Origin of the sequence: Paenibacillus psychroresistens, from assembly GCF_009728935.1 — a bacterium.
In the GTDB taxonomy this organism is placed as follows: Bacteria; Bacillota; Bacilli; order Paenibacillales; family NBRC-103111; genus Paenibacillus_AC; species Paenibacillus_AC psychroresistens.
Genome location: NZ_CP034235.1, coordinates 6075686 through 6090133, shown reverse-complemented (window position 1 = coordinate 6090133; position 14448 = coordinate 6075686). Strand labels below are relative to the sequence as shown.

Genomic DNA, 14448 nt, shown 5'->3' with positions numbered 1-14448 from the left:
AGTCCATGCCAATACAAATAAGGAGCGAACGATAAAAGATGAATTCACAGCTGATATTTCCAAAGAGAACGATCCATCTCGATTTTCATACCAGTCCGTTGATTCCTGACATAGGTCTGAATTTTGATCCAGATGAGTTTGCCGGTACATTCAAGAAAGCACATGTGGATAGCGTTACTGTATTTGCTATGTGCCATCACGGCCATTTGTATTATAACACCAATCATCAGGCGCGCCATCCGGGTCTGAACGAAAAGCTTGATTTGCTGGAAATGCAGGTAGAAGCTCTGCATAAAGTTAATATTCGTGCGCCCATTTATCTCAGTGTATTATGCAACGAATTTGCGGCCAATCTCCATCCAGAATGGATTGCACTTACCCCTGAATTACGTCAGGTCAAATGGAGCGTTAACCCTTCCGATGCTTTTACAGCCGGATGGCAGTTGATGGATATGTCCAGTCCATATCAGGATTATTTAGCGGACATCCTTGCCGAAGTATTGAAGAGATTTGCACCAGTGGACGGTATCTTCATGGATATATGCTGGGATCAACCAAGCTGTTCAACCTGGGCTGTTGAAGCGATGCTGAAAAAGGGGTACGATCCGCGCAAAGAGGATGACCGAAAGCGTTACGCCCGAGGGCTTTCCCATCAATATATGCAACGATACCGTGACATGGTTGAAGAAGCACAGCGCAAGCATAATCCAGCGGGAATCTGGTTCAACGGCCGTCCGAAAACAAATCTTGCGGAGGAAAAGAAATTCTTAAGGCATGTGGAGATCGAAGCTTTACCTACCGGAGGATGGGGTTATGCCTTCTTCCCCTATATGGCGCGATATATACGTACGATCGGACTTCCTACTTTAAGCCATACGGCTCGATTTTTTAGAAGCTGGGGAGATGATGCATCCTTAAAACCCGAGATGGCTTTAAAATATGAATGCTGCCAGATATTAAGCCAGGGAATGACCAACGGTATTGGTGACATGTTGGGTTCGAAAGGTAATTTGAACAAACCGGCATACGATTTAATCGGCAGGGTATTTGGGTACATTGAAGCATGTGAGCCTTATGTGGAAGGCGGAAATCTTGTAAGCCAGATTGCCGTAGTGGTGGATTTAGGGACGGAGGATAACCCAGGTATGTCGGGTCTGGGTACAATGCGGGCATTACAGCAGCTTCGCCATCAATTTGATATTGTGCAAACAGATGTGGAATTGGGCAAGTATGAATTGGTCATCCTCACAGAGACCGTGCTTATGAATGAGAGCTTCAAAGCCAAATTGCAGGTGTATATTCAAGCTGGCGGAGCCTTGATCGTATGCGGTCAAGCAGCACTTAATGCGGACAGTCAGCCGATTCTGGATGAGCTGGGCATTGTTGTCCACGGGTTAAGTCCATTTACACATACTTTTTTGCATGCGAATGAGAAAGTATCTAATGGGCTTGCTGATTTGGGGTATGTGATGTATGAGCCTTGTTTTCGAATGGTCCCTGCACCAGAAGCGGAAGCACTGGTCCAAGTGGGAGAGCCTTATTTTCAACGGGAATATAACCATTTCTCAGGGCATTTCTATACCCCTGAAGACAAACTCTCCGAATACGCGGCAGTGATAAAGAAGGGGAGGGTGATCACCTTCTCGGTTCCTATTCTTGAAGCTTATGGCAAGCATGCTGTCACGAACTATCGAATCTTGTTGGGCAATTGCATCGATCTTCTGATTGAGGAGCCTATTATTCGTGATAAAGGACCGAGTAATTTGGAGACTACAGTGGTGCGGAGAGGAAATAGCACTGTTGTGCACCTTATGAGCTTTGCTCCCATGCGTAGAGCTGAGAATTTGGATATTGTCGAGGATGCGTTCCCTTTAGTGGATATGCAGATAGCTATAAAAATGGCCAAAAAACCTACTCGTGTGTTTCTCGCCCCCAATGAGCGCGACTTGACCTTCGAATATCGTGATGGATATGTGCATACCAAGGTTACCGTACTTGACGGCCATGCATTACTGGTTATTATGGACGGCGCTGATAATGAAAACTAGAGAGCTGATATTCAGGAGTGCTGAGACTAATAAATCATCTATCAGAGAGGATTATTAAACATGAAATTCGGTGTATTGTCTATTGCTTTCGGACAAATGGGTTATAAAGAATTAGCCCGGAAAGTCAGTTCTTACGGATTTGACTCTGTCCATATGGAATTAAACCATATCCTCGATATCGATCACTCTTTAGGCAAATTAAGTACGGGTGTGGCAAATCTAGTCGCAGAGGAATTTGGGCGCAATGGTGTAAGAATTCCCGCGCTTGGTTGTTATACCAATTTGATTAACATCAATCCGGATCAACGCCGTATTGGGATCAACCAGCTGAAGGAGCATCTTCGTTTTGCACGGGATTTTGGCGCCAGTACAGTAACTACGGAGACAGGGACAGCTAGTCCCGACAGTCCTTGGGAGCATCATCCGGATAATCAATCCGAGCAAAGCTGGATATTGCTTAGGTCGGTGATCGAAGAGCTTGCGGAGGAAGCGGAAAAATGGGGTGTGTTTCTTGGGTTGGAAGGATATTACAACAATGTGATCAATACTCCAGAACGCATGGAGCGTATGCTGCAGGAGGTTTCATCTGCGAATATCGGCATCGTGATGGATCCGTGTAATTATATTACTCAACAAGAAGAACACCGTCAGGATGAACTCATGGAGGATGCTTTCAAACGGCTTGGAGATCGAATCTTAATTGCCCATGCCAAAGACTTTAATTATAAACATGCGGACGATAATGCAGAGCACTTGACTATACAGCCGGCTGCCGGTACGGGTGATCTTAACTACCCCCTCTATCTTAAATTATTAAATCAAGCTAAACCGAACATTAAAATTTACTTGGAACATTTGTCTGAAGGCCAAATGCTTACTTCTACAGCCTATGTGCGTGGAGCTATGAAAAAAATACATTAGAGAGGGTGGTTAGTATGGCTGCAGGAAATGAGCTGATTTATGCTTTGCCCAAAAAACATGATTACGGGATTGGCATAATCGGAGCAGGAGGGATTGTTAATGCAGCTCATCTCCCTGCTTACCGCAAAGCTGGATTAAATGTAGTTGCCATTTGCGATATTAATGAGACAGCAGTGGGGCTTACAGCTAAACGCTGGGAAATAAGTGATTATTATACCGACTACAGAAAATTGCTCGCGCGAACCGATATTCATATTATCGATATTGCAATCCCAAATGAAGGAAGAGTAGAGATTGTCAGAGAAGCGGTTGCTACAGGAAAGCATGTGCTCATCCAAAAGCCGTTTGCATATAAGCACGAACAGGCTTTGGAAATGGTCCAGCTTGCTAGAGCAGCAGGTGTCAAGCTGGCTGTGAACCAGAATGCTCGCTTCGCTCCCTTTTATAACGTTACCAAACAGATTATCGATTCAGGTGTTTTAGGAGAACTTTATCTAATTACTCATGAAATGCGGATCAATCAAGATGCGGTTATGGGTGATACTTGGTTTGCCAAGGTTCCCCATTTCCTGATCGTCGATTACGATATTCATCATATTGATTTAATGCGATTCTGGTCGGGAATGACCCCTGAGCGTGTATTTACTTCCACAACTAGAATGCCTGGACAAAATTTCGCAAGCGACATGATCGCATTGACCACTATGGAGTTTGCTAATGGTCTGAGAGGTTCCTTGATGACTGTAGACACAACCCAATCCGATGACCATTTTTGGCGATTTACTATTGAGGGGACTAAAGGAAGCTTGTACGGAAGTATCGAGGACAATTATAAATTCCCAAAAATTAAATATTCTAGCAAAGATAAGCCAGATCAATGGATTAGTCCGTACATCAAAGGAGATTGGTTCTCGGATGCATTCTATGGAACCATGTTTGAATTAATGAATGCGATCCAAGAGGATCGGGAACCGAGTATAAGCGGGAAGGATAATATAAATACATTGAATACAATGCATAGTATTATTCGTTCGATCGAAGAAAAACAAGTGGTTGCTGTAATGGATTGTTAATCTCAGCAACCCATAAATCCTAAGAATACCAACTAGTACCATAACCCTTAAAGAATACCAGAAGATATACCAAGAGCAAGATCCTTAGCTAGTTTTTCAATCGTAATGACTGATAATTCTTTCTCCATACTCGTTTGAACTTGCGTATAAGTGCCAGTCAAAAGGTTGGGTATCTTACTGCCAACAGGACAATTAAGATTTGTATTTTTGTGAATATTGAATAAATCGGTTTGTTCTTCCTTTTCGATAGCTCGATACACATCTAGCAATGTAAGTTGATTTGCTGGACGGGCTAGAGTGATGTTGGCATTGGTACCCAGAGTGGATACAATGAATCCGGCTTGCGTAAGCTTTCGCATAAGTCGACGAATGACTGCTGGATTTGCATTAACACTGGTAGCAAGTAATTCAGAGGTGATTCTACCGCTTTTATAAAATTCAAGAAAGCATAAAATATGAATGGCTACGGAAAATTGAGTGCTGTTCGCCAATGATTTGCACCTTCCTTCTTGAATGGATATTGATATTGTATGGTTTTCACAAGGGTAAATCAAACTTTTAATAAAAGTTGACTTCAAAATAAGTTGCTGTTATATTGTAAATATTAATTGTAACAGTAACTGATACTATTACTATTAATACATAAGATTAAGAACAATAAAAAGGAGCAATTAATTATGAGTAAAGTATGGTTTATAACAGGAACTTCAACAGGGTTCGGCCGACAATTTGTGGAGCAGCTGCTTCAAACAGAAGATAAAATTGTCGCTACTGCGCGTAATATAGAAGCTATCGCTGATTTTAAGCTGAAATCACCTGACAATGTCCATATCGTAGCATTGGATGTCACCAATAAAGCCCAAATTCAATTAGCCGTTCAAGAATCTATTGAGATATTCGGACGGATCGATATTGTAGTGAACAATGCTGGTTACGGACTTTCAGGAATGATTGAAGAATATACAGATGAACAAATTAGAAAGCAATTTGATGTCAATGTTTTTGGAATGTTGGATGTCATTCGTGCCACTCTCCCCGTTTTCAAGAAACAGGGCTCAGGACATTACGTCAATATTTCATCCTTTTTTGGAACCTGGTCAATGCCGCCATACAGTTTATATTCTGCGTCCAAATTTGCAGTGGAAGGTTTTTCAGAATCTATGGCTACGGAGCTTGCGGGATTCGGCATCAAGACAACGATAGTTGAGCCATCTGTTTTTGAAACTGAATTTTTGGGACATTCGCTGCAGCAGGCAGAGAAAAAGCCTGAATATGCACCTGTGTATGAGGCCTATTACAATGGGATTACTTCTCTAAAATTAGGTGATCCAGCAAAAGGTGTAAAAACGATTATTGCAATGATCAATAGCGAGAATCCTCCACTTCATTTTCCGGTTGGCTCATTCGCATCCAATAGTATCCGGAACGCATTTGCCAAAAGAATTGAAGAAGTTACAGCATGGGAAAAGCTATCGTCTGAAGCAGATTAAATTCGCTAGCAATATGAAGATTTGATTAAAGTTAAATTTGGAATAAAAAGCTGCGAATCCTTTTAGTCAAAGGGTTCGCAGCTTTTATAGTTTGAATTGAAGCTCTAGCCGATCAATATCTGCACAGATTTCATGCTGCCAATCCCAATCTTTGGTCATGGAAGCCATCAAGGATAAATTATACAAGCTCGCTAGTTTACGGGCATAATTCGCATTGGCTTCCAAACACATCTCCATTTCTTCGATTTCCTTAAATGTTAATTTCCGCGTCTTTTGTTCTGTCCATAATTCCGCCATACGTTGATGTACCGGCATCATATTTATTCCACCTAGATATTAGATTTGTTATGATACAGTTTTGACATAAAGGAAGATTTTTACACCTAATAGTTAACTATCTTAGTGTTTCCGAATATTTATTCCAATAAATATAATAATTAAATTATCAGTCACAGCATGAGCTGGAGATGGTTTTAATGCTTTTATTAGATAAGGTACTCTGAATACAAAAAGTCCGTTGCTAAGCAGACTCTTTTCGTTGTTTCAGGGAGTATTACGTTTTTACAAGTCGTATTATTATAAAAGTATAAACAATGACTTGCGGAAGGATGCTCTTCAAATGAAAATACAACACAAACCAAGCATTCAGCTTCCCAAAAAGCGCATAAGTAAATTAGTATTATTTGGTAGACAATGGGATTTACAATTGATGGTCATACCCGCTTTAATCTTTATTTTCATCTTTAGCTATTTTCCGCTATATGGCTTGCTAATGGCATTTCAGGATTATGACATCTTTACCGGCTTCTTTTCAAGTCCCTGGGTAGGCTTTAAACATTTCAATATTTTTCTAGAATCACCTGAATTCGGTGAGGTGGTTAAGAATACAATTTGCATTAGCTTGCTGAAATTGCTATTTTGTTTCCCAGCCCCGATCATACTTGCCCTCATGTTAAATGAAGTTAAAAATATGCTCTTCAAACGGTTTATCCAAACGATCAGTTATTTGCCGCATTTTTTCTCTTGGGTGATTGTGGCTGGCTTTATCAGTTCTATGCTTGCCGTAGATAACGGAAGCTTGAACATGGCTTTGCAAAAGCTGAATTTTATTGATGAACCAATCAATTTTTTATCCGTTCCTGATTATTTTTGGACCATTTTGATAAGTGCTAACATTTGGAAGGAAATTGGTTTTGCTTCTATTGTATATTTAGCAGCGATTGCAAGTGTGGAACCAGCTTTGTATGAAGCAGCAGCCTTAGACGGTGCAGGTCGGTTTAAACAAGTGTTTCTTGTTACAATTCCCAGCATTATGCCAGTAATCATTATCTTTATGATTTTGGCAATCGGCAATATTCTTAATGCGGGATTTGAAGATATTCTCCTATTGGCAAACAGTCCGACGATCGCCGAAGTTGCTAACGTAGTGGACACCTATGTCTACCGTGTAGGGATTAAAAATTCCAGGTATTCTTATGCCACGGCAGTAGGTTTGATGAAATCTGTGATTAACATCGGTTTATTGGTACTCGCAAATGCTTTAGCCAAGAAGAAAGGGACAAGCTTGTGGTAGTACAACAAGTTAGAGGTGGAAGTCGATGAGGCTAAGCACAGAGGATAAGATGTTTCATTTGGTAGTCTATACGGCATTGATTGTTCTAGGATTCCTTTGTTTATATCCCTTTTGGAATTCAGTAGTCATTTCATTTAATCTGGGTTCGGATACGGAAATGGGTGGAATCACCTTTTGGCCGCGCAGCTTTACCTTGCAAAATTATCATATCGTTTTTCAAGACAGCAGGCTGATGAATGCATTTGGGATCTCTGTCTTGCGAACAGTACTCGGTACAGCTTCTGCGATTTTATGTACAGCGATTTTTTCCTACGGCATGTCAAAGAGAGGCTTGATGGGGAAGAAGTACTACATGATTTTCTGTATTATCACGCTTTATTTCAGTGGTGGTTTGATTCCTACATTTCTGTTAATCCGTAGTCTTGGGCTAATGAATTCCTTTTGGGTTCTGGTCATACCGGGAATGATCAATGTTTGGAATATGATTGTGTTTCGGACGTTTTTCATGGGCATCCCAGAGGGATTGGAAGAGTCGGCAAAAATGGATGGTTGCTCTAATTTCGGTGTTTTATTCAAAATTGTTTTTCCATTGTCAGGTCCAGTTATTGCTACACTTTCCTTATTTACAGCGGTTTCCCACTGGAATGATTGGTTTTTCGCCAGCTTATATATTTCCAAGACAGAGCTGCTTCCGGTACAGGCTTTATTGCAGCAAATCCTGAATTCCAATATTATGACGACTGAGTTGATGAATTTAAATTCAGCAGCGCAAGATAGGATAACAGCCATGCAAAGCATCACGACTAAATCATTATCCATGGCTACGATGATTGTTGCTGTTTTACCGATTATGCTCATATACCCATTTGTGCAAAAGTATTTTGTTAAGGGTGTTATGGTAGGATCATTAAAAGAGTAATTGGAGATTTAAGAGGTATTACCTGTAGTTTAAGGCAAATCTGCTTTAAATAAATAATACAACGGAGGGTTTTCAATGAAAAAGAAAAACTTAATGGCATTCCTCACTGTTCTTGTACTTAGTTCCAGTATGCTCTTGACCGCTTGCTCTAAATCAAGCACAGAAGAAAGCTCGGCTGCACCAGCTGATGCTACAAGTACACCGGAAGCAACAGCCCAATTTAAGTTTGGGGAAACACCTGTGACCTTTAGCTTCTATGGTAACTATGATTGGTACACACAAGCTCCATGGGGTGCTGACCCAGGGACTAAATGGATTCAAGATAATAAGAAAGTAACCGTTACTGCTATTCAGGCGGGCAGTGCACCAGAAGTGAAATTAAACGCTATGATTGCTACCAATGATTTGCCAGATGTCATTTGGGGCGAGCGCGATGCAAACGTCGAGAAATTGAGGGCAGCTGATAAATTGGTTGCATTGGATTCCTATGTAGATAAATATCCCAATCTTAAAAAATGGGCTGGAGATGCTACTTTGAATATGTTAAAAGCTAGCGATGGCCATTTATATGTATTCCCGAACTGGTATGCTAACTCGCCAAGAGGTAACGGCGGCTATATGGTAAACAGTAAAATTTATAAAGATTTGGGTTCTCCGAAGCTAGAAACCTTCGATGATCTGTATACATATCTGAAGGATGTAAAAGTTAAATATCCAGATGTTGTCCCATTAGAAACTAGCATTGGCGCACAAGGACTTTATGAATTTTATTCCGGCTTTGCCGAAGATCACCCTGTTCAATTCGTAACCCAACAAGCTGTTCCAGAAGGCGATCAATTAAAATCGATTTTTGTTGATCCAGTATTTAAAGAAAGCTTGGTCTATGCAAGTAAGCTATTCAGGGAAAAACTGGTTACGCAGGATGCGTTGACACAAAAAATTGAACAAGTCCGAGAAAAAATAACTACTGGTAAAGTTGCAGTAGCTGCAGCATTCAATGTGACTGATTTAGGAGCAAGAGGAACGGTCGCTTTGAAATCGAAAGATTCGGAAGCTGGGTATACCATGATTTGGCCGATTCAAAAAGGCGGTCTGGATAAGAATAAAATTTATGCTACACAGTACGATACATTGGGCTGGAATGTAAATATGATCACAACCTCAGCTAAAGATCCAGAAGGTATCTTCGCTTACTTGGATTGGTTGACTGGACCGGAAGGACAAAGAGTTGGATTCTGGGGTCCTCCAGGCATGTATTGGGATGGCTATGATGATGCGGATGCCCCAAATTTCACGGAGAAATACGCATCGGATAAAGAAGGACTTGGTAAATTGATGTCTACCATGGATTCATTCAACTGGGCAGGCAACACGACTTTCATAGATACAGCAAAAGCCACACACGAATTGTCCTTGCCGACTGATAAGCAAGAGTGGGCAACCGTTGCGCAAAGTACTGTAGCTTGGAAGACCTCTTACAATATTACACAATTCTCAAATCTGGATCCGCTGCCAACCTCGGATGAAGGCGTTATTGCACAACGGGTTAATGATATCTTTACTCGTGTATTCTCTAAAGCTGTATTTGCAAAGAGTGATGACGAAGTAACTGCATTATTGGAGCAAGCGAACAAAGATGCAACAAAAGCGGGTTATGACAAATTACTGGAATATAAAACTGCAAAATGGCAAGAAAACATAAAAAAAGTAGCTGCAAATTAATCAAAATCATGTTCTTTGTATAGGAGGGAAGGTATACTAAGTATACCTTTTCTTTCTTATTTCTATAGGGGGTTGGTCAATTTGTATAAGGTTTTAATCGTCGATGACGAAATATTGGATTTGATGGGCTTGCAACAACACATTGACTGGGAAGAGCTCGATATGGAGATTGTATCCAGTGCGAATAACGGATTTGTAGCCTTGGAGTATTTGACGAAGAACCATGTGGATATTCTGGTTTCCGACATTAATATGCCGATTATGACAGGGCTGGAATTGGCACGAGAAGCTTTGAAGCATAAATCGAATTTACGAATTGTGTTTGTAAGCGGTTATTCCGAGTTTCAATATGCCAAACAGGCAATAACGATGAACGCCAATGGATATGTTCTAAAGCCGATCGACGATGAAGAATTATTTCTGGTGCTGCAAAGTGTCAAAATAGAGTTGGATAAAGAAATCAAAATAATGGATTGGGAAAAAAACGAAACGATTAACCAACTGTTAAATGGACAAGCCGTTACGCTGGATTTGCAAAAAAACCAAGGGCTGTCAGTCGCTGTGATTGAAATTGATAATACGCTGTTGAAGCCGAGTCCGTTCATTATTGAACATCAAACAGTGGTCTTGGACGACCTGCAAAAACTAATTGTCGAAATGCTCTTGCAGGAAAAAATCGTTTATTTTTGTAAGTCTGATTCTATCAGAATCGTTGTGATATTGGAGGATGGGGCTCCTGCAGTACGGTTAAACAATCTAATTAAAAGGATTAATGAAAATCAGAGCTGGTCTGTTACGATTGGTTTGGGAAATATAGTTTTTGACTTAAAGGAGCTGCCTGCCTCATATCAAGATGCGAAGGAAGCTTTGTCTTACAAAATGTTTCATGGCAAAGGGATCGTTATTCAAACGGCAGATATTAAGAATCAAACCGCACAGCAGACCAAAAAGCTGGATGATGTATTGGAGTCGCTTTTTATCTCATTGAATAATTATCAGCTTGTTAAAGTGGATGAGCATATGGAGGATTTATTCCTTTTAGTGAAGATATTTAAAGATAAATACTCCGTATATGCATTTATGCTGCACGTTATTTCTCAACTGGATTTTAGGCTGCGGAATGTAAATGAAGATTTGTTTCAGATTCTAGATCTGGATTTCAAAAAACTCGATGTTTTATTTCATTTTGAAACGATAGTGGACATTCAATGGTGGCTTAGATCTAAAATGATCGAGCTGTCAGAGTGGCTGCAGCAGAAGAAATTGACAAAAAATCGCAAATTGATTGATGATATTCAAAAGTACATTATGGATAAGTTGGAGGAAGAGCTTACATTGAAAGATGTGGCCATGTTCTTCTCGTTTTCCCCCAACTACTTGGGACATTTGTTTAAAGAAGAAACAGGAAATAACTTCAGTAATTTCGTGATTGGCAAAAGAATGGAGCACGCAAGCCGTTTGCTGCAGGCGCCAAGTATGAAGATATACGAAGTCGCAAATAGATTGGGTTATAAAAAGTTAAGCAGCTTTAATCGACAATTTAAGGAGCAATTTGGTTTGACACCAAGTGATTATCGCAAACAGGGGTGATTAGTTAAATGATAAATAAGAGTAAACCACAAAGATATATTTCCTTTGGCAAAAAACTGTTTGTATCCTACATGGCATTGCTGATCATACCGATATTTGTAATCGGCTATTATTCTTATACCTCATCAATTAAATCATTTAAGGAAAAAACCAGATCAACCATTCACGGGACACTAAGCCAGATCAGAGATAATATTGATTACAAAATGGATGCGATTAAGAATATTTCCGATGATTTATATTTTGATCAAACCATGCAGGATATTTTAAGTACATACGAGGAGGATTATTTCAGCTATGATAATATGAGTCATTATTTGTCACCCAAGCTAACTAATATAGTTAATTCAGCGATAAGTGACATTTGGGTTAACCTCTACATAGACAATAGTAATGTTCCAGAAATTTTCTTCAATCGGGGCAATGAGATAAATCCTTTATCTGCAGGCAAAGATTTTGAAATTATGCATAAAGAGCGACTGGAAGCGCAAGAATGGTATCGGAATTTCAATTATCCGGATGAAGTTTATGGGCAGACTCTTGTTTGGAGTCAGGTAGATAAGGATACGGACTTTGGCAATGTTTCTTTACTGCGTAGATTGATTAATTTTAACAATAGCAATAAAGAAATTGGCTTCATTCGCATTATTACTAGAATCAGTGATTTGTTCAAATCCGTAGATTATAAAAAAATTACAGAGACAAGCTCTTTGGTTATATTAAATGAAAATGGCAAAAAGATTTATTATTCTTCACCAGAAGGAGAGTTTAACGTACAGAATAGTCATTCAGATGATTATTTGATTATTGAAGAAGAATTATCAGGGCTGAACTGGAAGCTGCTTGCTTATATTCCTCAAAGCTTTTTTCAAGAGAATGCAGACAAGGTTAGGAATGTAATTTTCATCGTTTGCATTATTAATCTGCTGATTCTTATTATGGTAGGAGCATTATTTTCCAGGTATTTTACGCGCAGAGTAACGAAAATTATTATGACGGCGAATTACTTCCGAGAAGGGGATTTTTATAAGAGGATTCATTTCAAAAGCAGGGATGAGTTTTCAGAAATTGGTGATGCTTTCAATGATATGGGCAAAAATATTGAAGCGTTGATTCAAAACCTGTACGTGAGCAATCTTCAAAAGAAAGAGGCTGAATTGGAATCTTTACAGGCGCAAATTAATCCGCACTTTCTATATAACACTCTATCCTCTATCAGTCAGTTGGCCAAATTCGGCGAGCTGCAAAAATTGCAGAAGACGGTTTTGGGGCTTGCTAAATTTTATCGTTTATCGCTGAATGAGGGCCGAATTTTCACTACAGTGGATAAAGAGATAGAGCATGCAAAAACCTATGTTGGATTGCAGAAGGTAAAATATGAAGATCACTTGCAAGTGCTGTATGATATCGATCCCCAAGTTTTGCAATATAAGACTATCAAACTGATTCTCCAGCCTTTTATTGAGAATGCCTTACAGCATGCTTGGTTTGGCGATCAAATTAATATTCGAATTACGGTACAATTAGTTGATGAAAATATTGTTTTTCGGATTATTGATGATGGGGTAGGGATAAGCAGGGAAATCTTAGAGCAAATTCTTGATTTGAATGGTGTTCAAATAGGCTATGGTATTCGAAATGTAGATATGCGAGTCAAGCTGCAATTTGGGGAAGAGTATGGGGTAGCTTTATTTAGCAGGAGGGGGATTGGCACATCTGTTTCCATATCTATTCCCATTAGCAGAGATTAATAGCTTTAACATAGGGCAGTTGAATTACGGGGAAAATATGATATGGTAGAGAGATAAAAGTATTGGAAAGGAATGTAATAATGAGACCGATAAAAGGAGATCTCAAATTGATGAAGGCGCTGAATCGTACAGCCATTCTTCAATTGTTTCATAGCAAGGGTACATTAACTCGTGTTGAAATTGCCAAACTGGCTAATCTAACACCGACCACAGTGTCATCCCAGGTGGATGGATTAGTTAACGAAGGTTTCCTCGATGAATTGGGTAAAACGGATTCGAATTCAGTCGGAAGAAAAGCGATTAAATTGGAAATTACTCGGAGTAAAGGTTACATTATTGTTGTTTGTCTTTCTGCCCAATCCTTTACATGCTCGCTTGTTAACTTTCATGGTGAAATAATCGAAGAGATTCATTCGCCCAGTAAAGCGGGGAATAAGTCTGCTTGTGATTTTATAGAAGATGGAATACCACGGCTTATGAAAATCGCAAAAGTAAAAAAAATCGAAAAAATTAAAGGAATCAGTGTTGTATCTCCAGGAATTATTGATGAACAAAACGGAGTTATCAAATTTTCTCGTGTATTGGAAATTCATGATCTTCAAATTAAAAAAATTCTAGAGGATAAATATAAATTCAATATCGAAGTGATTAATGACATGAATGCTTCTGTTTTTGCAGAGCATTACTATGGTTTAAACAATGTCTACAAGAACCTGCTCTACATATCAATTGAAGAAGGCATAGGTTCAGGTATTATCATAAATGAACAAATATATTCTGGCTTTAATGGTTCTGCTGGGGAAATTGGCCATACTTGTGTTGATCCAGACGGAATAACTTGCAGCTGTGGGAATAAAGGTTGTATTGAGACCATTTTAACGATTCCTTTTATTTTGCTTCGTGCCCAGGAGGCGGCTCAAGCAGCTTCAGATGCAGTTGTACCGGAAAATTTTGATGATGTAATTTCCATGTATGAGCAAGGGGCTGAGTGGATACAGCCGATTATGGAGCAGGCACTGCAGGTTATGAGTCAGACATTTGCTTTATTGTTTAATTTCTTGAGTCCGGAAATTCTTATTGTCAACGGCTGGCCTACCCGTTCAGAAAAATTCGTTCAGGAAATGAAGAAGAAATTAGAGGAGTTCCCCTTTCCTACACCTAATAGCAGCTCGAGAATTGTATTTAAGAAATTGGAGCATAATCAGATGATTATCGGAGCAGCAATCTGGTTGTTCCAAGGACTTTTTAGCGGTACGCTTTTCTCGAAACGCCACACATCCTTGGATGAAGAGTTTCTTAATCATTTAGAGAAGTGACAAGGAACACTCGATATAGAAGAAAGTGAAAGAAACCGTCCAGAT

12 protein-coding genes are annotated in these 14448 nt (G+C 39.6%); 10 read left to right on the top strand and 2 right to left on the bottom strand.

The window, feature by feature from the left end; genetic code table 11:
- The first annotated feature begins 38 nt into the window (after window positions 1–38).
- The 3 genes from EHS13_RS27665 to EHS13_RS27655 are packed head-to-tail and all read left to right on the top strand — an operon-like array spanning window position 39 to window position 4042.
- A complete protein-coding gene (locus tag EHS13_RS27665) occupies window positions 39–2048 on the top strand; it encodes an alpha-amylase family protein (RefSeq protein WP_155703482.1) in 2010 nt (669 codons plus the stop codon).
- Between the two features lie 60 nt (window positions 2049–2108).
- Window positions 2109–2969, top strand: coding sequence for a sugar phosphate isomerase/epimerase family protein (locus EHS13_RS27660; protein ID WP_155703481.1), 861 nt, complete (start codon window positions 2109–2111; stop codon window positions 2967–2969).
- 14 nt (window positions 2970–2983) lie between these two features.
- The gene (locus EHS13_RS27655; RefSeq protein WP_155703480.1) at window positions 2984–4042 is read left to right on the top strand and encodes a Gfo/Idh/MocA family protein; all 1059 of its coding nucleotides are present in this window, start codon (window positions 2984–2986) and stop codon (window positions 4040–4042) included.
- Between the two features lie 47 nt (window positions 4043–4089).
- On the opposite strand, the gene EHS13_RS27650 is transcribed toward EHS13_RS27655, so the two are convergent.
- Window positions 4090–4533, bottom strand: a complete 444-nt coding sequence (locus EHS13_RS27650; RefSeq protein ID WP_155703479.1) for an Rrf2 family transcriptional regulator — start codon at window positions 4531–4533, stop codon at window positions 4090–4092.
- Window positions 4534–4719: 186 nt separating this feature from the next.
- Here EHS13_RS27650 and EHS13_RS27645 point away from each other — a divergent pair, with 186 nt between their 5' ends.
- Entirely contained in the window at window positions 4720–5532 is an 813-nt protein-coding gene (locus EHS13_RS27645; RefSeq protein ID WP_155703478.1) for an SDR family NAD(P)-dependent oxidoreductase, read from the top strand.
- A gap of 84 nt (window positions 5533–5616) precedes the next feature.
- Here EHS13_RS27645 and EHS13_RS27640 read toward each other — a convergent pair whose 3' ends face one another.
- Window positions 5617–5850, bottom strand: coding sequence for a DUF7667 family protein (locus EHS13_RS27640; RefSeq protein WP_155703477.1), 234 nt, complete (start codon window positions 5848–5850; stop codon window positions 5617–5619).
- A 301-nt stretch (window positions 5851–6151) separates the two neighbouring features.
- On the opposite strand from EHS13_RS27640, the gene EHS13_RS27635 reads away from it, so the two are divergent.
- The 6 genes from EHS13_RS27635 to EHS13_RS27610 all read left to right on the top strand — a co-directional run bounded on the left by EHS13_RS27635 (window position 6152) and on the right by EHS13_RS27610 (window position 14403).
- A complete protein-coding gene (locus EHS13_RS27635) occupies window positions 6152–7105 on the top strand; it encodes an ABC transporter permease (protein WP_155703476.1) in 954 nt (317 codons plus the stop codon).
- 25 nt (window positions 7106–7130) lie between these two features.
- The gene (locus EHS13_RS27630; RefSeq protein WP_155703475.1) at window positions 7131–8024 is read left to right on the top strand and encodes a carbohydrate ABC transporter permease; all 894 of its coding nucleotides are present in this window, start codon (window positions 7131–7133) and stop codon (window positions 8022–8024) included.
- A gap of 75 nt (window positions 8025–8099) precedes the next feature.
- Window positions 8100–9746 carry a type 2 periplasmic-binding domain-containing protein gene (locus EHS13_RS27625; protein ID WP_155703474.1) on the top strand — a complete coding sequence of 549 codons (1647 nt, stop codon included), beginning with the start codon at window positions 8100–8102 and terminating at the stop codon, window positions 9744–9746.
- An 81-nt stretch (window positions 9747–9827) separates the two neighbouring features.
- Window positions 9828–11336, top strand: coding sequence for a response regulator (locus tag EHS13_RS27620; protein WP_155703473.1), 1509 nt, complete (start codon window positions 9828–9830; stop codon window positions 11334–11336).
- A gap of 8 nt (window positions 11337–11344) precedes the next feature.
- Window positions 11345–13087: a cache domain-containing sensor histidine kinase gene (locus tag EHS13_RS27615; RefSeq protein WP_155703472.1), complete on the top strand. Its 1743-nt coding sequence runs from the start codon at window positions 11345–11347 to the stop codon at window positions 13085–13087.
- Between the two features lie 110 nt (window positions 13088–13197).
- On the top strand, window positions 13198–14403 hold the full coding sequence (locus EHS13_RS27610; protein WP_162463283.1) for an ROK family transcriptional regulator: 1206 nt from the start codon (window positions 13198–13200) through the stop codon (window positions 14401–14403).
- Window positions 14404–14448 lie beyond the last annotated feature (45 nt).

Coding starts and splice junctions, on each gene's coding strand:
- EHS13_RS27665 (WP_155703482.1), top strand. CDS start 39: ATGAATTCACAGCTGATATTTCCAAAGAGAACGATCCATCTCGATTTT.
- EHS13_RS27660 (WP_155703481.1), top strand. CDS start 2,109: ATGAAATTCGGTGTATTGTCTATTGCTTTCGGACAAATGGGTTATAAA.
- EHS13_RS27655 (WP_155703480.1), top strand. CDS start 2,984: ATGGCTGCAGGAAATGAGCTGATTTATGCTTTGCCCAAAAAACATGAT.
- EHS13_RS27645 (WP_155703478.1), top strand. CDS start 4,720: ATGAGTAAAGTATGGTTTATAACAGGAACTTCAACAGGGTTCGGCCGA.
- EHS13_RS27640 (WP_155703477.1), bottom strand. CDS start 5,850: ATGATGCCGGTACATCAACGTATGGCGGAATTATGGACAGAACAAAAG.
- EHS13_RS27635 (WP_155703476.1), top strand. CDS start 6,152: ATGAAAATACAACACAAACCAAGCATTCAGCTTCCCAAAAAGCGCATA.
- EHS13_RS27630 (WP_155703475.1), top strand. CDS start 7,131: ATGAGGCTAAGCACAGAGGATAAGATGTTTCATTTGGTAGTCTATACG.
- EHS13_RS27625 (WP_155703474.1), top strand. CDS start 8,100: ATGAAAAAGAAAAACTTAATGGCATTCCTCACTGTTCTTGTACTTAGT.
- EHS13_RS27615 (WP_155703472.1), top strand. CDS start 11,345: ATGATAAATAAGAGTAAACCACAAAGATATATTTCCTTTGGCAAAAAA.
- EHS13_RS27610 (WP_162463283.1), top strand. CDS start 13,198: ATGAAGGCGCTGAATCGTACAGCCATTCTTCAATTGTTTCATAGCAAG.